Genomic DNA, 23000 nt, shown 5'->3' on the forward strand with positions numbered 1-23000 from the left:
TAGCTAAACCAGAGTTAAACGAAATCGCTTAGATTGAGAAATGTCTTGCCAGCAGCGCGCCGGTAAAACTCTTTTTCAGATAGAAACCGCGCGGCAGCGTCATGATAGGTTGCCCCTGTTCGCCGATGGCTTCGGTGAGCGCCTTGCTGTTGGCGGCTTTGGGGCGCAGCTGCAGCACTTCGCCGTGGCGCGCGGTGATGCGCTCTACGTGGCCGAGTACGATCAGATCCATCAACTCTTCCCAATCGCGGCGCAGACTCTCTTCTTCTGCGGCGCTCGGGCTCCACAGCAGCGGCGAGCCGACGCGGCGTTCGGCCAGCGGGATCTGCCGTTCGCCTTCTACCGGTATCCACAAGACGCGCGCCAACTTGTGGCGAACGTGGCTGCTGGCCCAGGTGACGCCGCTGTTGCCGGTGAGCGGGGCGACGCAGACAAAAGTGGTTTCCAGCGGTTTGCCGGCGGCGTCGACAGGAATGGTTTTCAGCTCGATGCCCAGTTCGGGAAAGTCCTGCTCCGGTTTGCTGCCGGCCATGGCGCCGAGGTACAGCTCCAGCAGCATGCCCACCCAGCCCTTATCGCGCTTCAGATCCTTGGGGATCGGCAGCTGCGCGCGGGCGGCCAGCTCGCCAAAGCTGGCGCCGGCCAGCGCCTGAGCACGCTCGAACAGCTGCCGTTCATTTTCCGGCGGGGGCGGCAAAGGGGATAAAAACGCCATAAATCAAGCCTGTCGAATTTGGTTGAAAAACGTACTGCAATTATGCACGACGAACGATAACCGTCATCGCCTGGGGAAAAGAATAATAGTAGCATGATTTTACATGACTTTTTTCATTTCCTTGCGGGGGAGGCAATGCACTGGCGGGGCTTGTTCACCTGAAGCCACCGACAATAAACAGGATCTTACACCTATTTATCCACAGATTTATGGGATAACCCAAATTTTTACCGATCACTGGTTCAATTTACAGCCTTGACTCGGGCGGTTTTTTACGAATTTGTCCGTTTTGTGCGTAACTTGCTCGGATAATCTGTGGATAAAAACGGCGTTGGTGAATCTTTCGCCAGGGTAAGATCCTTACCGTGCATAGATCACATTTTTACCCTGTACATAATGATGCGGTATTAATTAAGTATATGCTTTTAAAGTAAATATGTGTTTTTGAGGGCGGTGGGGGATTTTGGGGTTTAAGAGTTGTACCGGCTTATCCCTCGAGTTCTGCACACACCTATCCACAGAAAAAGTGAATAAAACCGGCCCGAAAGGCTGGGGTATGTTTATAACTTTGCCTATATCTGTGAGTTATCCCAATGTTATCCGGTCCGCAGCGCCGTAAAGCAGTGGTTTACCGCCTGTAGCTTGTGTGAAACAATCAGGACATCTATGCGAATTTAAGCTTATCGAGGTAGTCCGGTGATCGATGATGATGGCTACCGCCCGAATGTTGGTATCGTAATCTGTAATCGTCAGGGGCAGGTCTTATGGGCCCGCCGTTACGGTCAGCACTCCTGGCAGTTTCCCCAAGGTGGGATTAACCCTGGCGAAACTGCGGAGCAGGCGATGTACCGTGAGCTGTTCGAAGAAGTGGGGCTGAGTAAAAAGGATGTGCGCATCCTGGCTTCGACCCGCAACTGGTTGCGCTATAAATTGCCGAAACGTTTGGTGCGTTGGGACACAAAGCCGGTTTGTATCGGCCAAAAGCAAAAATGGTTTTTGTTGCAGCTACTGTGCAATGACGCTGATATCAATATGCAGCGCAGCAGCACGCCGGAGTTCGACGGTTGGCGCTGGGTGAGCTTCTGGTATCCGGTGCGCCAGGTGGTGTCGTTCAAACGCGACGTCTACCGCCGGGTGATGAAAGAATTCGCCGTGACCGTGATGCCGATGCAAGAGCAGGCGGCGCCGCGGCAGGCCCCCGCTTATCGCCGAAAGAGAGGTTAAGTTAAGCCGACTATGCTCACGCGCTTGCGAGAAATTGTAGAGAAGGTGGCCGCGGCGGCCAGTCTGACGGATGCGCTGGATCTGCTGGTCAATGAAACCTGTCTGGCGATGGACACCGAAGTGTGTTCCATCTACCTGGCGGACAACGATCGCCGCTGTTACTACCTGATGGCCACGCGCGGGCTGAAAAAGCCGCGCGGGCGCACTATCGCATTGGCGTTTGACGAGGGCGTCGTCGGGTTGGTCGGCCGCCGGGCCGAGCCTATCAACCTGGCCGATGCCCAAAGCCACCCCAGTTTCAAATACGTTCCGCAGGTGAAAGAGGATCGTTTCCGATCCTTCCTCGGGGTGCCGATCATTCATCGGCGCCAGCTGCTGGGCGTGCTGGTGGTGCAGCAGCGCGAACTGCGCCAGTTCGACGAAAGCGAAGAGTCTTTCATGGTCACCCTGGCCACGCAGATGGCCGGGATCCTGTCACAGTCGCAGCTCAACGCCATTTTCGGCCAGTATCGCCAAACGCGCGTGCGCGCGCTGGCGGCTTCGCCCGGCGTGGCGGTGGCGGAAGGGTGGCAGGACAGCAGCCAGCCTTCGCTCGATCAGGTTTACCGCGCGTCGACGCTGGACACCGCTAGCGAGCGCGAGCGCCTGACGCTGGCGCTGGAAGAGGCCGGCGCGGAGTTTCGCCGCTTCAGCAAGCGTTTTGCCGCCAGTTCGCAAAAAGAGAGCGCGGCGATCTTCGATCTTTATTCTCACCTGTTAAACGACGCCCGTCTCAAGCGCGAACTGTTCGCCGAAATCGACAACGGTTCGGTGGCGGAGTGGGCGGTGAAACAGGTGATAGAAACCTTTGCCGAGCAGTTCGCCAAACTGCAGGACACCTACATGCGCGAGCGCGGCAGCGACCTGCGCGCGCTGGGCCAGCGCCTGCTGTTCCACCTCGACGACACCACCCAGGGCGCCACCCAGTGGCCGGCGCGTTTTGTGCTGGTGGCGGATGAACTGACCGCGACATTGCTGGCCGAAGTGCCGCAGGATCGTCTGGTCGGCGTGGTGGTGCGCGACGGTGCCGCCAACTCGCATGCGGCAATTCTAGTGCGGGCGATGGGGGTGCCGACGGTGATGGGCGCCGACATCCAGCCTTCTCTGCTCAGCCAGCGGCTGCTGATCGTCGACGGTTATCGCGGTGAACTGCTGGTCGATCCTGAGCCGGTACTGGTGCAGGAATATCAACGGCTGATCAGCGAAGAGCTGGAGCTGAGCAAGCTGGCGGAAGACGACGTCGAGCAGCCGGCGCAGTTGAAAAGCGGCGAGCGCATTCAGGTGATGCTGAATGCCGGCCTCAGCCCGGAACATGAACAGCTGTTGGGCGGCCGGGTGGATGGCGTGGGGCTATACCGCACCGAAATCCCGTTCATGCTGCAAAGCGGCTTCCCTTCCGAAGAGGAGCAGGTCGCGCAGTACCAGGGCATGCTGCAGCTTTACCCGAGCAAGCCGGTCACGCTGCGCACCCTGGACATCGGCGCCGACAAGCAACTGCCTTATATGCCGATCAGCGAAGAGAACCCTTGCCTGGGCTGGCGCGGCATCCGTATTACCTTGGATCAGCCGGAGATCTTTTTGATTCAGGTGCGCGCGATGCTGCGTGCCAACGCCGGCACCGGCAACCTGGGCATTCTGCTGCCGATGGTCACCAGCCTGGAAGAGGTCGACGAGGCTAAGCGCCTGATTGACCGCGCCGGGCGCGAGGTGGAAGAAGTGCTCGGCTACGCGATCCCGAAACCGAAAATCGGCGTGATGCTGGAAGTGCCGTCGATGATTTTCCTGATCCCGCATCTGGCCGGTCGCGTTGATTTCATCTCGGTCGGCACTAACGACTTGACGCAGTACCTGCTGGCGGTGGATCGCAACAACACCCGGGTCGCCTCGTTGTACGACAGTTTGCATCCCGCGATGTTGCAGGTGCTGAGATTGATTGCCGAGCAGGGGAAAGCAGCCGGGTTGCAGCTTAGCCTCTGCGGTGAGCTGGCCGGCGATCCCATGGGCGCGCTGTTGCTGGTGGGTATGGGCTATCGTAATCTGAGCATGAACGGCCGCAGCGTGGCGCGCATCAAATACCTGCTGCGGCATATCGACCTTGCCGACGCCGAAGTGCTGGCGCAGCGGGTGTTGAACACTCAGATGACCACCGAAGTGCGCCATCTGGTGGCGGCGTTTATGGAGCGGCGCGGCATGGGCGGGCTGATCCGCGGGGGCCGATAGCCGCCGTGCGGTGTGATTTTTTACAGAACTTTTCCCGCCCTGCCGGACCGGACCGCGCTAAGCCTATGTTATGATGCGCAACCTCAGCGCGGCGCATGCTCGTCGCCTTGCACACCACAGCGGCTAACGCTGCCGTTTGCAAGGCGCGGGATAATCTCCGTCGCCGCTTGGCACCTGCCGCCCCCGCATGGGGAAAAATAACAGACATGTTGTGGTGATAGATGAGCAATAGCTATCTGGCGTTTCCTAAATTTGATCCGGTCATTTTCTCCATTGGCCCGGTTTCTTTGCATTGGTACGGCCTGATGTACCTGGTCGGTTTCGTTTTTGCCATGTGGCTGGCGGTGCGCCGCGCCAACAAGCCGGGCAGCGGCTGGACCAAAGACGAAGTTGAAAACCTGCTCTACGCCGGTTTCCTGGGCGTATTCGTCGGCGGCCGCGTAGGCTATGTGCTGTTCTACAACTTGCCGCTTTTCCTGGATAACCCGCTCTATCTGTTCAAGGTCTGGGATGGCGGCATGTCGTTCCACGGCGGCTTGATGGGGGTGATTCTGGTGATGTTCTGGTTCGCTCGCCGCACCAAACGCACCTTCTTCCAGGTTTCCGATTTTATCGCGCCACTGATCCCATTCGGTCTGGGTGCCGGCCGCCTCGGCAACTTCATCAACGGTGAACTGTGGGGCCGCGTGACCACCGATACCCCTTGGGCAATGCTGTTCCCAAGCTCGCGCAGCGAAGACGTGGCCCTCGCCGCCGCCGATCCTTCTCTGCTGCCGCTGCTGAACCAGTACGGCGTACTGCCGCGCCACCCGTCGCAGCTGTATGAACTGCTGCTGGAAGGCGTGGTGCTGTTTATCATTCTGAACCTGTTTATTCGCAAGCCGCGGCCGATGGGCGCCGTATCGGGCCTGTTCCTGATCGGTTATGGCGCATTCCGCATCATCGTTGAAGCGTTCCGCCAGCCGGATGCCCAGCTTGGCTTGTTCGACGGCGTGATCAGCATGGGGCAGATCCTGTCCATCCCGATGGTGGTGGCCGGTGTTATTATGATGATTTGGGCGTACCGTCGTCGCCCGCAGCAACAACTGTCGTGAGGGACAAATGAAACAGTATCTGGATTTGATGAACAAGGTGCTCGCCGAGGGCACCCCTAAAGCCGACCGTACCGGCACTGGCACGTTGTCGATTTTCGGCCACCAGATGCGTTTCAACTTGCAGGAAGGTTTCCCGTTGGTGACCACCAAAAAATGTCATCTGCGTTCGATCATTCATGAGCTGTTATGGTTCCTGAACGGCGATACCAACATCGCCTACCTGCGTGACAACAAGGTCACCATTTGGGACGAGTGGGCCGATGAAAACGGCGATCTCGGCCCGGTGTACGGCAAACAGTGGCGCGCCTGGGGCACAGCGGACGGCCGTCAGATCGATCAGCTGAGCAACGTGCTCCAACAGCTGAAGCAGGATCCGGATTCGCGCCGCATCATCGTTTCCGCCTGGAACGTCGGCGAGCTGGATCAGATGGCGTTGGCGCCGTGCCACGCATTCTTCCAGTTCTACGTAGCGGACGGCAAGCTTTCTTGCCAGCTGTACCAGCGATCCTGCGATGTCTTCCTCGGCCTGCCGTTCAACATCGCCAGCTACGCGCTGTTGGTGCACATGATGGCGCAGCAGTGCGATCTGGAAGTGGGCGATTTCGTCTGGACCGGCGGCGATACCCACCTGTACAGCAACCACATGGAACAGACTCAGTTGCAGCTGACGCGTGAACCGCGTCCGTTGCCGAAACTGGTGATCAAACGCAAACCGGCTTCGCTGTTCGATTACCGTTTCGAAGACTTCGAGATCGAAGGTTACGATCCGCATCCGGCCATCAAGGCGCCGGTCGCGATCTGACCTTAACCGCATCACATCAGGGGCGCAGCGATTGCGCCCCTTTTTTTATCCGCATTGCGCACCGCGCCGCATTTTTTTGTCGCCGCCTGCCGTCGTAGAGGAAACATTGCGCAGCTTGCCGCAGCGCTTGCGCATGCGGCTTTACCGCGTTGTTACGGCCCTTACACTGGCGGCATGAACGACAATACTCTCTCGAACATTGATGATCGCCAGCGTGGCATGACGTTGATTGAGCTGTTGGCGGCGATATTGATCGCCGCCATGCTGACCGGCTGGGGCGTCGGGCAATGGCGCTATCATCAGCAAGCGCTGCGGCTGGAACACACGGCCCAACAGCTGCTGGCGTTTCTGCTGCGCTTGCAGGCGGACGCCAACTGGCGTAACCGCACGACGCTGCTGTGGTTCAAGAACGGCACGCCCTGGTGTTTGGGCGGTGGCGTGCCGCCGCCGGATTGCGCTTCCGCCGAAGGCTCTGCCTTCTCGCCGTCTTATCGCGACGTTGCGCTGAGCGGCTACACCGGCAAAGAGATTGGGTTTTACGGTTTGCGCAATACCGCGCAGGCGGGGCACATCCTTCTCAGCAACGACGCAGGCAGCCTGCGGCTGGTGCTGTCCGCCCGTGGGCGGCTGCGTTTGTGCAGCGAAGGGCAGCGGGTCAGGGGCATTGCGCTATGTTGACTTTAGCACGCGGTTTTACCTTACCGGAGGTGATGTTGGCGTTGGTCTTCGGCAGCGTAATCGCGCTCGGCGCGGCGAAAACTTACCCGCTGTTGCGCCAGCAAAGCGTGGCCGTCGGCCAGCACTTTCGGCTGGAGTCAACGCTGCGGCAGTTGGCGTTCGGCATTGAGAAAGATCTGCGCCGCGCCGGTTTTTGCGCCGGGCAGTGCGCCGGCCGGCCGCTGCTGATCGGCCAGGCTGCGGGAGAAGCGGCGGGCAGCTGCGTTATCGTCGCCTACGACATTGCTCGCAGCGGGCAATGGCTCACTTCGGGCGAGGATGCAGGCTATTTCGGTTACCGGCTGCGCAATGGCGGCTTGGAAGGGCAGCGTGGCGTGAGCCAATGCGATGGCGGTGGCTGGGAGCGGCTACTCGACCATGACGAAGTGCGCATTGAGCGGTTTCATGTGGCGATAGAGCGGGGCAATCACGGCGCGACCTTGGCTCGCCTGACGCTGGCGGGGCGCTCCGCCAGCGATGCACGTATCGGGCGAAGCCTGAGCGGGAGCGTCGAAATGGCGGCGCTGCCATGAACCGGCGCACCCAGCGAGGCGGTAGCACCCTGGCGGCGGTGATGCTGCTGCTGGCGCTCGGGCTGATGTTGCTTAACGCTCAGCATCGGCAGTTGGATAACGCGCTGTTACTGGCTGCCGATCAGCAGCGTTACCTTCAGGCTTACAATCAGGCCGCTTCGGCGCTGAGTTGGGGCATGAGCCAGCGCTGGCCACGCGCCGAGCTGAGTGCGGCGGCCTGGTTATGCAGGCAGCGCGCGGAGCTGACGGCCTGCGCTCGGCTGTCTGCCAGAGCGGGCGTTGTGACGGTACGCGGCCTTGGCGAGATGCGCGGCGGTGAACCGCTATGGTTGTATCAATGGGGCACCTTTAACGGCGCGGAGGCCGCTGGCAAGGTGCAAGCACAGCCGGGCGGTCGGCTGGATTTTTGCCCCGAGAAAAGGCAGGCCGACTGTGACGGCTAACGCTCGGGCTGGGCGGATATCCCGCAACGGCTTCAGCCTGCCGGAAGTGTTGGTGGCGGCCTTGCTGTTCTCGGTGTCGCTGCTGGGCTTGTTACAGTATCATCAGGTGCTGTTGCAGTCGTTTCAGCGCCAGTGGCACTACCGGCAAGCCTGGGGGCTGGCGCATCAGCAGCTGGAGGCGTTTGCCGTCACCGGGCGGCTCGAGGCTGAACCGCTGCCGGAAGGGTGGCGACGCGAGACGGCTATTGATGATGCGGAGAGTGATTGCCGCCGATTGACGGTCAGGATCCAAACGCCGCAGCGGCAGTGGGCAACGCTGAGCCGCTGGTATTGCACCCGCTTTTAAGCCGGTATGTCTTTTGTTTTAAAGGAGCCTTGATGTTCACGGTTTATCATTCCAATCAGCTGGATTTGTTGAAAACGCTGACCAGCGCGCTGATAGCCAGAGATCCGTTGGCCGATCCTTTTCAACCGGAAGTGGTGCTGGTGCAGAGCCCTGGCATGGCGCAATGGCTGCAGATGCAGCTGGCGGAACAGTTCGGCATCGCCGCCAATGTCGCGTTTCCGCTGCCGGCGACCTTTATTTGGGACATGTTCACCCGGGTGTTGCCGGATATCCCGAAAGAGAGCGCCTTCAGCAAGGACGCCATGACCTGGAAGCTGATGTGGTTGTTGCCGGAGATGCTGACCCAGCCGGCGTTTGCGCCACTGCAGCACTATCTGACCGATGACGGCGACAAGCGCAAGATCCACCAGTTGGCCGGCCGGGTCGCCGACCTGTTCGACCAGTATTTGGTTTATCGCCCGCAGTGGCTGGAGAGCTGGCAGCGCGGTGAGCATATCGACGGTCTGGCGGAAGCTCAGCAATGGCAGGCGCCGCTCTGGGCGCGATTGGTGGAGTACACGCAAGAGCTGGGGCAGCCTGAATGGCACCGTGCCAATCTGTACAGCCGCTTTATCCACGCGCTGGAGCAGGCAAAAACGTGCCCGCCCGGTTTGCCGCCGCGGGTGTTTATCTGCGGCATCTCGGCGTTGCCGCCGGTCTATTTGGAGGCGCTGCAGGCGCTGGGGCGGCATATCGATATCCACCTGATGTTCACCAACCCCTGTCGCTATTACTGGGGCGACATTCAGGATTACGCTTTCTTGGCTCGCTTGCAGAGCCGCAAGCGCCGTCACTACCACCAGGCTCGTGAGCAGGGACTGTTCCGCGAGCCGGATGACGCGGCGCGCCTGTTTGACGCCGAAGGCCAGCAGCAGCTCAGCAACCCGCTGCTGGCCTCCTGGGGCAAGCTGGGGCGCGATCACCTCTATCTGCTGTCGCAGATGGAAGGGGCGCAAGAGGTCGACGCCTTTGTCGATATCCCGGCCGATACCATGCTGCACGCCGTTCAGCGCGATATGCTGGAGCTGGAAGACCATGCGGTAATCGGTATTACCGCGGAAACGCTGGAAAGCAGCTTCAGCAAACGTCCGCTTGATGAGAACGACCGCTCCCTCAGCCTGCATGCCTGCCACAGCCCGCAGCGGGAAGTGGAGGTTTTGCACGATCAACTGCTGAGCATGCTGGCGCAGGATCCGTCGTTGACGCCGCGCGATATCATCGTGATGGTGGCGGATATCGACAGCTACACGCCTTACATTCAGGCGGTGTTCGGCAATGCCCCCGCCGAGCGCTACCTGCCGTTCGCCATTTCCGACCGTAAAGCGCGCCAGGCGCATCCGGCGCTGCAGGCGTTCATTTCACTGCTCGATCTGCCGCAAAGCCGCTTTACCTCAGAACAGGTACTGGCGCTGCTGGAGGTGCCGGCCCTGGCCGCCCGTTTCGCCATTGGCGAAGAGGGGCTGCGCCTGTTGCGTCATTGGGTCGGTGAATCCGGCGTGCGCTGGGGCCTGGACGACGATAACGTGCGCGAACTGGATCTGCCCGCCACCGGCCAGCATACCTGGCGTTTCGGCATTACGCGCATGCTGCTCGGCTACGCGATGGACAGCAATGCCGGCGATTGGCAGGGCATTTTACCTTATGACGAATCGAGCGGATTGGTCGCCGAGTTGGCGGGGCAGTTGGCGGATCTGCTGGCGCAGCTCAGCCACTGGCGGCAAATCTTGAGCGAAGCGCGCCCGCTCGAAGCGTGGCTGCCGCTGTGCCGGCAACTGCTGGATGCCTTTTTCGCTGCGGACAGCGACACCGAAGTTGTGCTGGCGCTGATCGAACAGCAGTGGCAGCAGGCTATCAATTTTGGCCTGGCGGCGCGCTATCCCGACGAGGTGCCGTTGACCATTCTGCGCGACGATCTGGCGGCGCGCCTCGATCAGGAGCGCATCAGCCAGCGCTTCCTCGCCGGGCAAATCAACTTCTGTACGCTGATGCCGATGCGTTCCATTCCGTTCAAGGTGGTGTGCCTGCTGGGCATGAACGACGGCGTGTATCCGCGCACGCTGCCGCCGCTGGGGTTCGATCTGATGGCGCAGCAGGTCAAACGCGGCGACCGTAGCCGTCGCGATGACGACCGCTATCTGTTCCTGGAAGCGATTTTGTCCGCTCAGCAGCGGCTGTATATCAGTTTCATCGGCCGTTCCATTCAAGACAACAGCCCGCGCTACCCTTCGGTGCTGGTCACCGAGCTGCTGGAGTACCTGGAGCAAAGCTATTGTCTGCCGGGAGATGAGGAACTCAGCGCAGACGACAGCGCCCGGCGGGTTGGTGAGCACTTGCTGAAGTGGCACGCGCGCATGCCGTTCGCCGCCGAGAATTTCTTGCCGGGCTCGGAGGCGCAAAGCTATGCCGCCGAGTGGCTGCCCGCCGCCGATGGGCGCGGTGCGGCGCATCCGGCGTTCAACCAGCCGCTGCCCGCCGAAGCGCTGCAGCAAATATCGTTGGATGAGCTGCTGCGATTTTACCGCCATCCGATTCGTGCATTTTTCCAACTGCGGCTGGGAGTCAGTTTTATCCTGGAAGAGACCGAGCTGCCCGACGAAGAACCCTTCACGCTGGATAACCTCAGCCGTTACCAGTTCAACAGCCAGCTGCTGAATACGCTGATAGACGGCGACGATCCCGAACGGTTGTTCCAGCGGGTGCGCGCCGCCGGCGGCTTGCCCTATGGCGCCTTCGGCGAAATCTATTGGCAAAAACAGCAGGAGGAGATGAGCGAACTGGCCGAGCAGGTGCGTGCGGAACGCGCAGAGAGCCATAGCCTGGAGCTGGATATCGATATCGCCGGCGTGCGCCTCAGCGGCTGGCTGCATCAGGTGCAGGATGACGGCCTGCTGCGCTGGCGGCCTGCTACGCTGTCGGCGGTGGACGGCATATTGCTGTGGCTGGAGCACCTGGTGTACTGCTGCGCCGGCGGCACCGGCGAGAGCCGCATGTATGGCCGCAAGAATTCCGCCTGGCGCTTTGCCGCGCTGGCGCCAGAAGAGGCACAGGCGCAGCTGGCGGAACTGCTGGCGGGCTATCAGCGCGGTCTGAGTCAGCCGCTGCTGTTGTTGAACAAGAGCGGCTGGGCGTGGCTAAGTCAGTGCTATCTGCCGGAAACGCAGGAAATCGACTGGGAGGAAGAAGCGCAAATTAAGGCACGCGCCAAACTGCTGCAGGCCTGGCAGGGCGATCAGCGCATTCCCGGAGAAGGGGAAGATCCCTACGTGCAGCGAGTGTTCCGCCAATTGGATAATGAATACTTGGCGCAAATACTGGCTGAAACAGAGCGTTATCTGTTGCCGGTGGCGCGGCATAACCTGGGGTAACAATCCCCCGGTGGTGCTGTGCGGCGGGAGGTGGTAAAAATAACGAAGGTTATATTCAACCATTGGGGTAATTCCCGGTCTTAAATAACGTACAGGCATATACCCGCCGTGTTTCGGGCCGCCACATTGGCGAAGAACCCGGCGAGTACCGATTTGGTTATGTGGTTTTGATGCACGTCGCCAACGTCAGGGAGTGGGCGTAGCGACGTCAGAATAGGGGTTTATTTTGGATATGCGCAGACAGTTGGCCCGTATCGCCGGGCTGGTATTATTGGCTATGTGTTGGGCACCGTTGAGTTGGGCCGCGCAAGGATGGCAACCGCTGGCGGAGAAGATCAACAAGAGCGAACACGATCCACGTCAGTATGAAGCGATCAAGTTGGCTAACGGCATGACGGTGTTGCTGGTGTCCGATGCCCAGGCACCGAAATCGCTGGCGGCGCTGGCATTGCCGGTCGGGTCACTCGAAGATCCGAACAGCCAACTGGGCTTGGCGCACTATCTGGAGCATATGGTACTGATGGGCTCCAAACGTTACCCAGAGCCGGAGAACCTGTCCGAATTCCTGAAAAAGCACGGCGGCAGCCACAACGCCAGCACGGCCTCTTATCGCACTGCCTTCTATCTGGAAGTGGAAAATGACGCGCTGGAGCCGGCGGTCGATCGCATGGCCGACGCCATTGCCGAGCCGCTGCTGGATCCGGGCAATGCCGATCGCGAGCGCAACGCGGTGAACGCCGAATTGACGATGGCACGTTCGCGCGATGGCATGCGTATGGCGCAGGTCGGCGCGGAAACCCTTAACCCGGCGCATCCGAGCGCGCGCTTCTCCGGCGGTAATCTCGATACGCTGAAAGACAAGCCGGACAGCAAGTTGCACGATGAGCTGACCGGCTTCTATAAACGCTACTACTCCGCCAACCTGATGATGGGCGTTTTGTACGGCAATCAGCCGCTGCCGCAGCTGGCTGATATTGCGGCAAAAACCTTTGGCCGCGTGCCGAATCACGACGCCAGCGTGCCGCCGATCACCGTGCCGGCCGTGACGCCGGAACAGCAGGGCATCATCATTCACTATGTGCCGGCGCAGCCGCGCAAGCAGCTGAAGGTCGAGTTCCGCATCGATAACAACAGCGCCGCGTTTCGCAGCAAAACCGATACCTACATCAGCTACCTGATCGGCAACCGCAGCAAGAACACCCTGTCTGACTGGTTGCAGAAGCAGGGGCTGGCGGACGCCATCAATGCCGGCGCCGATCCGATGGTCGATCGCAACGGCGGCGTCTTCGCCATCAGCGTTTCACTGACCGACAAAGGCCTGGCCCAGCGCGACGAAGTCGTCGCCGCCATTTTCAACTACCTGAAAATGCTGCGCAGCGAAGGCATCAAGCAGAGCTACTTCGATGAAATCTCGCATGTTCTGAACCTGGATTTCCGTTATCCGTCGATCACGCGCGACATGGACTACATCGAATGGCTGGTGGACACCATGCTGCGCGTGCCGGTTGAGCATGCGCTGGACGCGCCTTACCTGGCCGATCGTTATGATCCTAAGGCGATCGCCGAACGTCTGGATGCCATGACGCCGCAAAACGCGCGCATCTGGTTCGTTAGCCCGGATGAGCCGCACAACAAGACGGCCTATTTCGTCAACGCGCCTTACCAGGTCGACAAAATCACGCCGCAGCGTTTTACGCAGTGGCAGCAGCTGGGCAGCGGCATTTCCCTGTCGTTGCCAGCGCTCAACCCGTACATCCCGGATGACTTTACCCTGACCAAGCCGTCGCACGAGTTCAAAAAGCCGGAAATGGTGGTGGATAAACCTGGCCTGCGCGTGCTGTACATGCCGAGCCGTTACTTCGCCGACGAGCCGAAGGCCGACGTCACCGTCGCTTTCCGCAACGCCAAAACCATGGATTCCGCGCGTAACCAGGTGCTGTTCTCGCTGACGGATTATCTGGCCGGCCTCGCGCTGGATCAACTGAGCTATCAGGCATCGGTCGGCGGGCTGAGCTTCTCGACCTCGCCGAACAACGGCCTGATGTTTAACGCCAACGGTTTTACCCAGCGTTTGCCGCAGTTGCTGACGGCGCTGATCGAGGGCTATTCCAGCTTCACGCCGACGGAAGATCAGCTGGCGCAGGCCAAATCCTGGTATCTGGAACAGTTGGACGCCGCCGAGAAGGGCAAGGCGTTTGAGCTGGCCATTCAGCCGGTGCAGATGGTTTCCCGCGTGCCGTATTCCGAACGCAGCGAGCGCCGCGAAGTGCTGAAGACGCTGACGCTGAAAGACGTGCTGGCCTATCGCGATAGCTTGTTGGCCGAGGCCACGCCAGAGCTGTTGGTGGTGGGCAACATGAGCAAGCAGCAGGTCGACACGCTGGCGTCGACGCTGAAACATCGCCTGGGCTGTACCGGCATCGAATGGTGGCACGGCGAAGACGTGGTGGTGGACAAGAATCAGCTGGCCAACCTGCAACAGGTGGGCAGCAGCACTGACTCGGCGCTGGCGGCGGTCTATGTGCCGACCGGCTACGACGAAGTGACCGGCATGGCCTACAGCTCGCTGCTGGGGCAGATTATTCAGCCGTGGTTCTATAGCCAACTGCGCACTCAGGAGCAATTAGGGTATGCGGTCTTTGCCTTCCCGATGTCGGTGGGGCGCCAGTGGGGCGTGGGCTTCCTGTTGCAGAGCAACAGCAAGCAGCCGGCCTACCTGTACCAGCGTTATCAGGATTTCTACCCGAAAACCGAGAAGCGCTTGCGCGACATGAGCGAGGCGGACTTTGAGCAGTACAAACAGGCGCTCATCAATGAGCTGAAGCAGCGGCCGCAAACCCTGAGCGAAGAGGCCAGCCGGTTCGCCAACGATTTCGATCGCGGCAATTTCGCCTTCGATACCCGTCAGAAGCTGATCGCGCAGGTGCAGCAGCTGACGCCGGCCAAGCTGGCGGATTATTTCCACCAGGCGGTGATCCAGCCACAGGGGCTGGCGGTGCTGTCACAGGTGAGCGGCAGCGGGCAAGATAAGGCGGATTACGCGGCGCCTAAGGACTGGGTCACCTATCCGAACGCGTCTGCATTGCAGCAGATCCTACCGCGCAAAGTGGCGACGCCATGACGGAAACGGCCCCGCAGAGGCTGGAGCCGCTGACGCTGCCGCTGTTCGGCGAACGCCTGATCGAAGCGTCGGCGGGCACCGGCAAAACCTTTACCATCGGCGCGCTGTACCTGCGTTTGCTGCTGGGATTGGGCGGTGAAGCGGCGTTTCCTCGTCCGCTGACGGTAGAAGAAATCCTGGTGGTGACCTTTACCGAGGCCGCCACCGAGGAGCTGCGCGGGCGTATCCGCGACAATATTCACGGATTACGCATCGCCTGCGTACGGGGTGTCAGCGCCAACCCGCTGTTTTCGGCGCTGATGGCTGAAATTGACGATTTGACCGACGCCGCCTCGCAGCTGCTGGCGGCGGAGCGGCAGATGGACGAAGCGGCGATCTACACCATTCACGGCTTTTGCCAACGAATGCTGACGCACAACGCCTTCGAGTCCGGCATGCTGTTTGAACAAACGCTGGTGCAGGACGAACTGCCGCTGCGGCGGCAGGCCTGTGCCGACTTCTGGCGTCGCCACTGCTATCCGTTGCCGCTGGGCGTGGCGCGTGCGGTCAGCCAGGAGTGGAGCGGCCCGGAAGCGTTGCTGGCCGATCTTTCCGGCTATCTGCACGGTGAGGCGCCGGCGCTGCGTCGGCCGCCGAAGGATGAAGAAACCGTCCTGATGCGCCACGAGCAGATCGTCGCGCGCATCGACGCCATCAAGGCGCAATGGCGGGCGGCGGCGGGCGAGCTGGAGGCGCTGATCGCCCAGTCCGGCGTCGATAAGCGCAGCTACAGCAGCAAGCACCTGCCAAACTGGCTGAACAAGGTCGGCGAATGGAGCGGGCAGGAGACTCAGGACTATCAGCTGCCGAAGGAACTGGATAAATTTCGCCAGTCGGTGCTGCTGGAGAAGACCAAGAAAGGCGAGCCGCCGCGGCATGCGCTGTTCACGGCGATCGACGAGCTGTTCGATGAGCCGTTGACGCTGCGCGACCTGATCATGGCGCGTGCGCTCAGCGAGATCCGCACTTCCATTCAGCAGGAAAAGCGCCAGCGTGCCGAGCTGGGGTTTGACGACCTGCTCAGCCGGCTGGACGGCGCCCTGCAAAGCGGCGGTGGTGAACAGCTGGCGCAGGCGATCCGTCAGCGCTACCCGGTGGCGATGATCGATGAATTCCAGGATACCGATCCGCAGCAATACCGCATTTTCCAAAAGCTTTATGTCGGCCGGCCCGATTGCGGCCTGCTGCTGATTGGCGATCCCAAGCAGGCGATTTACGCCTTTCGCGGCGCCGACATTTTTACCTACATGCGGGCGCGTTCAGAGGTGAGCGCCCACTATACGCTGGAGACCAACTGGCGCTCGTCGCCGTCGATGGTCGCCAGCGTCAATCACCTGTTTTCTCAGGTAGAAAAGCCTTTCCTGTTCGGCCAAATCCCCTTTATCGAGGTCAGCGCGGCGGAAAAGAACCAAGGGTTGGCGTTTGACCTGCACGGCAAGCCGCAACCGGCGATGCAGTTCTGGCTGCAGCAGGGGGAAGGCGCCGGTGTAAGTGATTACCAACAGTTGATGGCGCGCCTGTGCGCCACGCAAATTCGCGACTGGCTCAGCGCCGGGCAGCAGGGCCAGGCATGGTTGCAGGGCGGCAAGGAGCCTCGTTCGGTACAAGCCTCCGATATCACAGTGCTGGTGCGCAGCCGGAATGAGGCGGCGTTGGTGCGCGATGCGCTGAGCGCGCTGTCCATTCCGTCGGTGTATCTGTCCAACCGCGACAGCGTGTTCGACACCCCGGAGGCCAAAGACCTGCTGTGGTTGTTGCAGGCGGTGTTGGCGCCGGAACAGGAGCGCACGCTGCGCAGCGCCATGGCCACCGGGCTGATGGGGTTGGACGCGCCGACGCTGGACGGCCTGAGCCGCGATGAGCGCGCCTGGGACGCGTTGGTTAACGAGTTCGACAATTACCGCACGCTCTGGCTGCGCCGCGGCGTGTTGCCGATGCTGAGCGAGGTGATGAAAGCACGCCAGCTGGCGGAGAACCTGCTGGCCAGCGCCGGCGGCGAGCGTCGCTTGACCGACGTGCTGCACCTGGGGGAGCTGTTGCAAGAGGCGGCGGCGCAGCTCGACAGCGAGCATGCGCTGGTTCGCTGGTTGGCGCAGCAGATTGCCCAGCCTAATCGCCAGTCCGACAATCAACAGCTGCGGCTGGAGAGCGACCGGCATCTGGTGCAGGTGATCACCATCCACAAGTCCAAGGGGCTGGAATTCGATCTGGTGTGGCTGCCGTTCGTCGGCAATTTCCGCCAGCAGCAACAGGCGCTGTATCACGATCGCCACAGCTTCCAGGCATTGCTGGATCTCGACGCCAATGAAGAGAGCCAGGCCTGGGCGGAGGAGGAGCGGTTGGCGGAAGACCTGCGTCTGCTGTACGTGGCGCTGACCCGCTCGGTGTACCACTGCAGCATCGGCATTGCGCCGTTGTTCCAGGGCACGCGCAAGAAACAGGGCGAGACCGATCTGCACCGCAGCGCATTGGGTTATCTGGTGCAGGGCGGGCAGGCCGGCGACGCCGCGTATCTGCAAGAGCGGCTGCAGCAACTGGCGGGCGGCGGTATTGCGCTGTCGCTGGTGGAACCGCCGGACGAGGTGCCCTGGCAGCCCCAGGCGTCGCTGACCGAAGCGCTGGAAGCGAAAAGTTTTACCCGGCGGATCCAGGATTTTTGGCGGGTGACCAGCTATACCGGTTTGCAACAGCACGGCGCGAGCCTGATGCAAGATCTGCTGCCGCGTCTGGATGTCGATGCCGCGGGCGAGCGCGGGGAAGAAAGTGAGCCAGCGCTCACACCGCATACCTTCCCGCGCGGCGCAACGCCCGGCACCTTCCTGCACAGCCTGTTCGAAACATTGGATTTCACTCAGCCGTTAGACGAACAGTGGCTGCTGGCACAGCTGCAACAGCACGGGTTCGCCGAACATTGGCAGCCGATTTTGCTGGCGTGGATGCAGGTGTTGCTCAACACGCCGCTCGCCGACAGCGGCGTGACGCTGGCGGCGCTGACGCCGCAGCACAAGCAGGCCGAGCTGCAGTTCTATTTGCCGATCAACCGGCTGTTGCAGGCGAAGGAGCTCGATGCCCTGGTGAAGCGTTACGATCCGCTTTCCGCCCGCTGTCCGGCGCTGGATTTTCATCAGGTGCAGGGCATGCTGAAAGGCTTTATCGACCTGGTGTTCTGCTGGCAGGGCAAATACTACCTGCTGGACTACAAGTCCAACTGGCTGGGGGAAGACAGTAGCGCCTATACCCGGCCGGCGATGGAGCAGGCGATGGCGGAGCATCGTTACGATCTGCAATACCAGCTGTATACGCTGGCGCTGCATCGTTATCTGCGTCATCGGTTGCCGGATTACGATTATCGGTGCCATTTTGGCGGGGTGATTTATCTGTTCCTGCGCGGCGTGGATGCGGCGCACCCGGGCAACGGCATTTTCACCTGTCTCCCTGAGCTTGAGCTGGTAGAGGGGATGGATCGCTTGTTCAGCGGCGAAGCTGTGGCGACGGAGGAAGGATCATGATCGCACTGCTGGAGCAGGCGGTAGCGCTTGGCGTGCTGCGCCCGCTGGACGTGCAGTTCGCCCGCGTGGTGGCGAACGAAGACGAGCCCGATATTTTGCTGGCCGCCGCCTGCCTGAGCGCAGAGGCGGGGGCCGGCCACGTCTGCCTGATGCTGGAACAGCTGCAGGCGGACACGCTGTTTGAAGGGCGCCAGCCGGCGTTGGCGTTGGCGGTGTGGGAGGCGGCCGGGCGACCGGATAGCGCGCGTTGGCAGCAGCGTTTGGCGGCCAGCGCAGCGGTTGGGGACGGCAGTAGCGCTACGCCACTGGTGCTGCGCGGGCCGCGTCTGTATCTGCAGCGCATGTGGCAAAACGAAGGTGAAGTGGCGGCGTTTATCGGTGGTGAAGGCGAGTCGCTGGCGGTGCCGGAGGCTGAGCTGCGCATTATTCTCGACCGCTTGTTCGGCGCGGCGAGCGACGAACCCGATTGGCAGAAGATCGCCGCCGCAGTGGCCGCCACGCGGCGTATCGCGGTCATTTCCGGCGGGCCTGGCACCGGTAAAACCACCACCGTCGCCAAGCTGTTGGCGGCGCTGGTGCAGCTGGATGAAGGCGCGCGCTTGCGCATTCAACTGGCGGCACCGACCGGCAAGGCGGCGGCGCGCCTGACGGAGTCGCTTGGCAGCGCCAGCCGCCAGTTGGCGCTGACCCCGGCGCAGCAGGCGCTGTTCCCGACGGAGGCGGCGACGTTGCACCGTCTGTTGGGGGCGCAACCGAACAGTCAGCGCATGCGCTATCACCGTGGCAACCGGCTGCATTTAGATGTGCTGGTGGTGGATGAGGCCTCGATGGTCGATCTGCCGATGATGGCGCGCCTGATTGCCGCGCTGCCCGATCGGGCGCGGGTGATTTTCCTCGGCGACCGCGATCAGCTGGCCTCGGTGGAGGCCGGCGCGGTGCTGGGAGATATTTGCCGCTTTGCCGAGCAGGGATACAGCGACGCGCGTGCCGCAGAGCTGAGCCGCCTGACCGGCTGTTCGCTCGCAGGGCGGCAGGCCGATGCGGAAGCGGCGGTGCGCGACAGCCTGTGTCTGCTGCGCAAGAGCTACCGTTTCGATGCCCGTTCCGGCATCGGTCAGCTGGCGTTGGCGGTCAACGCCGGTGCGGGGGATCGCGCGCTGGCGGCATTAAACGGCAGTTTCGGCGATGTCACGGGCTATGCGCTGGCGACGAGCGAAGAGTATCAGGCGCTGTTGGATGCCTGCGTGGCGGGCTATCGCGACTATTTGCGGCTGACCGCCGAAGGCGCGGACGCGGCGGCGGTGCTGGCGGCCTTTGGCCGTTTTCAGGTGCTGTGCGCGCTGCGTGAAGGGCCGTTCGGCGTCGCCGGCTTGAATGATCGTATTGAGCTCGGGCTGCAGCGTGCCGGTCTGATCGACCGCAAACCGGGCGTGCTCGGCCGCTGGTACCGGGGGCGGCCGGTGATGATCGGCCGCAACGACAGCGCGCTGGGGCTGTTCAATGGGGATATCGGCATTACGCTGCCGGATGAGCACGGCGATCTGCGCGTACATTTCCAACTGCCGGACGGCAGCATCAAGTCGGTGCAGCCGAGCCGTTTGCCGGCGCATGAAACCGCCTATGCCATGACGGTGCACAAATCTCAGGGATCGGAATTTGACCATACGGTCCTGGTGTTGCCGAATCACTTCCTGCCGGTGCTGACGCGTGAGCTGGTCTATACCGCGATCACTCGCGCGCGTAAGCAGCTCTCGCTGTATGCCACGGAGGCGGTGTTGCTGCGGGCCATTCGCATGCCGACTCAGCGTCGCAGCGGATTGGCTGAACGGCTACAGGCGACGGAATAAGCGTTGAAGGGGCGCGGCAACGGCCGCGCCGTGGGGATTACAGATCGGCTAGCAGGATTTTGGAACGGCGCTGGTAGTTATACAGCGCCTGCTTTTGCATCGGCAGCACGTCGACTTCCGCCGGGGTGAATCCGCGTTCCTGGAACCAGTGGATGCTGCGGGTGGTCAGCACGAACAGCTTCTTCAGCCCCATCTGCCGCGCCTGGTTTTCCACCCGCTGCAGCAGCATCTCGCCGCGCGAAGAGCTGCGGTAATCGGGATGTACCGCGACACAGGCCATCTCACCGATTTTTTCCTCTAAGAACGGGTACAGTGCCGCGCAGGCGATGGTCAGGTTGTCGCGTTCGATAATGGTGAACTTGTCGATCTCCATCTCCAGCTGTTCGCGCGAACGGCGCACCAGAATACCCTGCTGTTCGAGCGGCCGAATCAGCTCCAGAATGCCGCCGATGTCGTTGATCGTCGCCCGGCGCACCTGTTCGGCGCTCTCCATCACGATTTGGGTGCCGATGCCGTCGCGTGAGAACAACTCCTGCACCAGCGCACCGTCCTCCTGGTAGCTGATCAGGTGGCTGCGGCGCACGCCGCTGCGGCAGCCTTTCACCGCCCCGCGCAGGAAGCGCACGGTGCCGGAATGGTAATCACCGCCTTCCTCCAGCTCTTCAAGGCGCTTTTGCGCGTCGTTGGGGAACAGCTCGGAAAGGATGTTGCCCTCCGCGTCGGTCACGCCTTGCGAGGAGCAGAAACCGATCATTTTTTCCGCTTTCAGCTTGATCGCCAACTGGGTAGCCACTTCTTCCGAAGTCAGGTTGAAGCTCTCGCCGGTGACCGAAACCGCGACCGGGCCGATCAGCACGATGGCGTTGCTGTCGAGCTGGCGGTGGATCGCGTCTTCATCGATGCGGCGAATGCGGCCGCTGTGACAGTAGTCGATGCCGTCATCGACGCCCAGCGGCTGCGCGATGATGAAGTTGCCGCTGACCACGTTGATATGCGCACCTTGCAGCGGCGTGTTGTTGAGGCTCATCGACAGCCGGGCGGTGATATCGAGCTGCAACAAACCGGCGGCCTGCTTGACCAGCTCGAGCGTATGGGCGTCGGTCACGCGGGTGTGTTTGTGGTAGATCGGCTCATAGTTGTGCTGCGCCAGATTGGCGTCGATCTGCGGCCGTGCGCCGTAAACCACCACCAGGCGAATGCCCAGACTATGCAGCAGCCCGATATCGTTGACGATGTTGGAGAAATTCTCGTGTTCGATGGCTTCCCCGCCGAGCATGATGACAAACGTTTTGCCGCGGTGGGCGTTGATATAGGGGACTGAGTGACGGAATCCTTGCACCAGCTCTGTACTACGTTCCTTCACGGCCAAACCTCTTTTGCATATTTATACGATATTTTTGTATTTTTATTCTTTTATGGCACCAATGGCAAGCGAGAAATCGTCATGAAGAGTGCGCTAAGGGGGCTAAATCGTTAATAAATTGAAAAACCATAAAAAGATTTTCTGATGACAGGGCTGGAATGATTGGTTAAAGTTTTCGGCATCCCCATTCTATTGGTGTTTTTTTCATCTGTTGTAAACAGCTATTACTGCCGGAGCCGCATGCCAAACTCTAATCACAATCTGGGCCGCCGTCGTTTATTACAGGGCGTTGCCGCCAGCTGGTTGCTGAGTGTGAGTCGCACGGGCTTCGCCGCGTCATCGCACGTGATCGCCGTGCGCGTCTGGCCATCCTCGACTTATACCCGCGTCACGCTGGAATCCAACGTCGAGCTGAAATACAAGCAGTTTGCCCTAACCAATCCCGATCGCGTGGTGGTGGACATTGAAGGCGTTCACCTTAACAGCGTGCTGAAAGGCATCGCCGGGCAGGTACGTGCCGACGACCCTTATCTCAAGCAGGCGCGCGTCGGCCAGTTCGATCAGAATACCGTGCGGCTGGTGCTGGAGCTCAAGCAGAGCGTCAGCCCGCATATTTTCACGCTGGCGCCGGTGCCGGAGTATCGCAACCGTCTGGTCATGGATCTCTACCCGACCAAGGCCGGCAGCGGCGGTGAGGAGTATGATCCGCTACTGGCGTTACTGGAAGATTACAACAAGGGCGATCTGGAGCGCACGTTGCCGCCGGAAGCGCCGCAGGCCGGCAAGGCGGGGCGCGATCGGCCGATCGTCATCATGCTGGATCCTGGCCACGGCGGCGAAGATCCCGGCGCTATCGGCAAGTACAAGACGCGCGAGAAAGACATCGTATTGCAGATTGCCCGCAAGCTGAGAGCCATGATCAAGCGCGAGCCGAACATGAAGGTGTTCATGACGCGCAACGAAGACGTGTTTATCCCGCTCAAGGTGCGCGTCGCCAAGGCGCGCAAGCAGCGCGCGGATCTGTTCGTTTCGATTCACGCCGACGCCTTTACCAGCCGCGCGGCGCGCGGTTCATCGGTGTTCGCGTTGTCCACCAAGGGCGCCACCAGCTCGGCGGCCAAGTTCCTGGCGCAGACGCAGAACGCGTCGGACCAAATTGGCGGCGTCAGCAAGAGCGGCGACCGTTATCTCGACCATACCATGTTCGATCTGATCCAGACCGCGACCATCAACGACAGCCTGAAGTTCGGCAAGGAAGTGTTGAATCGGATGGGGAAAATCAACCGGTTGCACAAGAATCGCGTCGATCAGGCCGGTTTTGCGGTGTTGAAGGCGCCGGATATCCCGTCGATCCTGGTGGAAACGGCGTTTATCAGCAATATCGAAGAGGAGCGCAAGCTGCGCACCAGCCATTTCCAGCAGCAGGTGGCGGAGTCGATTCTGGCGGGCATCAAGGCTTATTTCGCCAACGGCGGCGCGCTGGCGAGCCGATAGAAGCAGGGCCGGGCGCGAGTCCGGCTATTTTTGCGGATTGCAGATACAAAAAAACACCCGTCAGGGTGCTTGTCTGTTGTCATCAAGAGT

At 61.0% G+C, this 23000-nt stretch carries 15 protein-coding genes; 13 read left to right on the plus strand and 2 right to left on the minus strand.

The genetic code is table 11. From position 1 onward, the window contains the following. Positions 1-28: 28 nt before the first annotated feature. Complete coding sequence (gene mutH, locus ACUXAC_RS21260) at positions 29-715, minus strand: DNA mismatch repair endonuclease MutH (protein WP_038878695.1); 687 nt, start codon at positions 713-715, stop codon at positions 29-31. Between the two features lie 696 nt (positions 716-1411). On the opposite strand from mutH, the gene rppH reads away from it, so the two are divergent. The 12 genes from rppH to recD all read left to right on the plus strand — a co-directional run bounded on the left by rppH (position 1412) and on the right by recD (position 20053). Continuing rightward, a complete protein-coding gene (rppH, locus tag ACUXAC_RS21265; RefSeq protein ID WP_004931849.1) occupies positions 1412-1939 on the plus strand; it encodes an RNA pyrophosphohydrolase in 528 nt (175 codons plus the stop codon). Between the two features lie 12 nt (positions 1940-1951). After that, the gene (ptsP, locus tag ACUXAC_RS21270) at positions 1952-4198 is read left to right on the plus strand and encodes a phosphoenolpyruvate--protein phosphotransferase (protein WP_038878700.1); all 2247 of its coding nucleotides are present in this window, start codon (positions 1952-1954) and stop codon (positions 4196-4198) included. Positions 4199-4419: 221 nt separating this feature from the next. Next, entirely contained in the window at positions 4420-5292 is an 873-nt protein-coding gene (lgt, locus tag ACUXAC_RS21275; protein WP_015378920.1) for a prolipoprotein diacylglyceryl transferase, read from the plus strand. Between the two features lie 7 nt (positions 5293-5299). Next, positions 5300-6094 carry a thymidylate synthase gene (gene thyA, locus ACUXAC_RS21280; RefSeq protein WP_102985183.1) on the plus strand — a complete coding sequence of 265 codons (795 nt, stop codon included), beginning with the start codon at positions 5300-5302 and terminating at the stop codon, positions 6092-6094. Between the two features lie 174 nt (positions 6095-6268). Then, a complete protein-coding gene (locus ACUXAC_RS21285) occupies positions 6269-6772 on the plus strand; it encodes a prepilin peptidase-dependent protein (RefSeq protein ID WP_102985182.1) in 504 nt (167 codons plus the stop codon). Beyond that, positions 6766-7344: a prepilin peptidase-dependent protein gene (locus ACUXAC_RS21290; protein WP_102985181.1), complete on the plus strand. Its 579-nt coding sequence runs from the start codon at positions 6766-6768 to the stop codon at positions 7342-7344. Before ACUXAC_RS21285 ends, ACUXAC_RS21290 begins: the two co-directional genes overlap by 7 nt. Further along, a complete protein-coding gene (locus ACUXAC_RS21295; protein WP_387445233.1) occupies positions 7341-7787 on the plus strand; it encodes a YgdB family protein in 447 nt (148 codons plus the stop codon). The genes ACUXAC_RS21290 and ACUXAC_RS21295 overlap by 4 nt, the downstream gene beginning before the upstream one ends. Further along, positions 7777-8133, plus strand: coding sequence for a prepilin-type N-terminal cleavage/methylation domain-containing protein (locus tag ACUXAC_RS21300; protein WP_084827222.1), 357 nt, complete (start codon positions 7777-7779; stop codon positions 8131-8133). The genes ACUXAC_RS21295 and ACUXAC_RS21300 overlap by 11 nt, the downstream gene beginning before the upstream one ends. A gap of 32 nt (positions 8134-8165) precedes the next feature. Continuing rightward, positions 8166-11537 (plus strand): exodeoxyribonuclease V subunit gamma, encoded by a 3372-nt coding sequence (gene recC, locus ACUXAC_RS21305; RefSeq protein ID WP_087763674.1) that lies wholly within the window; start codon positions 8166-8168, stop codon positions 11535-11537. A 232-nt stretch (positions 11538-11769) separates the two neighbouring features. After that, entirely contained in the window at positions 11770-14658 is a 2889-nt protein-coding gene (gene ptrA / locus ACUXAC_RS21310; RefSeq protein ID WP_110158679.1) for a pitrilysin, read from the plus strand. Then, positions 14655-18206 carry an exodeoxyribonuclease V subunit beta gene (recB, locus tag ACUXAC_RS21315; protein ID WP_308342856.1) on the plus strand — a complete coding sequence of 1184 codons (3552 nt, stop codon included), beginning with the start codon at positions 14655-14657 and terminating at the stop codon, positions 18204-18206. The genes ptrA and recB overlap by 4 nt, the downstream gene beginning before the upstream one ends. Further along, a complete protein-coding gene (recD, locus tag ACUXAC_RS21320; RefSeq protein ID WP_197658926.1) occupies positions 18203-20053 on the plus strand; it encodes an exodeoxyribonuclease V subunit alpha in 1851 nt (616 codons plus the stop codon). The genes recB and recD overlap by 4 nt, the downstream gene beginning before the upstream one ends. Before the next feature lie 37 nt (positions 20054-20090). On the opposite strand, the gene argA is transcribed toward recD, so the two are convergent. Next, complete coding sequence (gene argA, locus ACUXAC_RS21325; RefSeq protein WP_025160234.1) at positions 20091-21416, minus strand: amino-acid N-acetyltransferase; 1326 nt, start codon at positions 21414-21416, stop codon at positions 20091-20093. A 240-nt stretch (positions 21417-21656) separates the two neighbouring features. Between argA and amiC the strand changes: the two genes are divergently transcribed. Beyond that, entirely contained in the window at positions 21657-22910 is a 1254-nt protein-coding gene (gene amiC, locus ACUXAC_RS21330) for an N-acetylmuramoyl-L-alanine amidase AmiC (protein ID WP_454266868.1), read from the plus strand. Positions 22911-23000: the final 90 nt, after the last annotated feature.

The organism is Serratia sp. 121840015-1 (assembly GCF_053627655.1).

Excerpts from the sequence above, each read along its gene's own strand:
- ACUXAC_RS21295 (WP_387445233.1), top strand. The coding sequence starts at position 7,341 with ATGAACCGGCGCACCCAGCGAGGCGGTAGCACCCTGGCGGCGGTGATG.
- mutH (WP_038878695.1), bottom strand. The coding sequence starts at position 715 with ATGGCGTTTTTATCCCCTTTGCCGCCCCCGCCGGAAAATGAACGGCAG.
- recD (WP_197658926.1), top strand. The coding sequence starts at position 18,203 with ATGATCGCACTGCTGGAGCAGGCGGTAGCGCTTGGCGTGCTGCGCCCG.
- recB (WP_308342856.1), top strand. The coding sequence starts at position 14,655 with ATGACGGAAACGGCCCCGCAGAGGCTGGAGCCGCTGACGCTGCCGCTG.
- ACUXAC_RS21290 (WP_102985181.1), top strand. The coding sequence starts at position 6,766 with ATGTTGACTTTAGCACGCGGTTTTACCTTACCGGAGGTGATGTTGGCG.
- ptsP (WP_038878700.1), top strand. The coding sequence starts at position 1,952 with ATGCTCACGCGCTTGCGAGAAATTGTAGAGAAGGTGGCCGCGGCGGCC.
- recC (WP_087763674.1), top strand. The coding sequence starts at position 8,166 with ATGTTCACGGTTTATCATTCCAATCAGCTGGATTTGTTGAAAACGCTG.
- thyA (WP_102985183.1), top strand. The coding sequence starts at position 5,300 with ATGAAACAGTATCTGGATTTGATGAACAAGGTGCTCGCCGAGGGCACC.
- lgt (WP_015378920.1), top strand. The coding sequence starts at position 4,420 with ATGAGCAATAGCTATCTGGCGTTTCCTAAATTTGATCCGGTCATTTTC.
- amiC (WP_454266868.1), top strand. The coding sequence starts at position 21,657 with ATGCCAAACTCTAATCACAATCTGGGCCGCCGTCGTTTATTACAGGGC.
- ptrA (WP_110158679.1), top strand. The coding sequence starts at position 11,770 with ATGCGCAGACAGTTGGCCCGTATCGCCGGGCTGGTATTATTGGCTATG.
- ACUXAC_RS21285 (WP_102985182.1), top strand. The coding sequence starts at position 6,269 with ATGAACGACAATACTCTCTCGAACATTGATGATCGCCAGCGTGGCATG.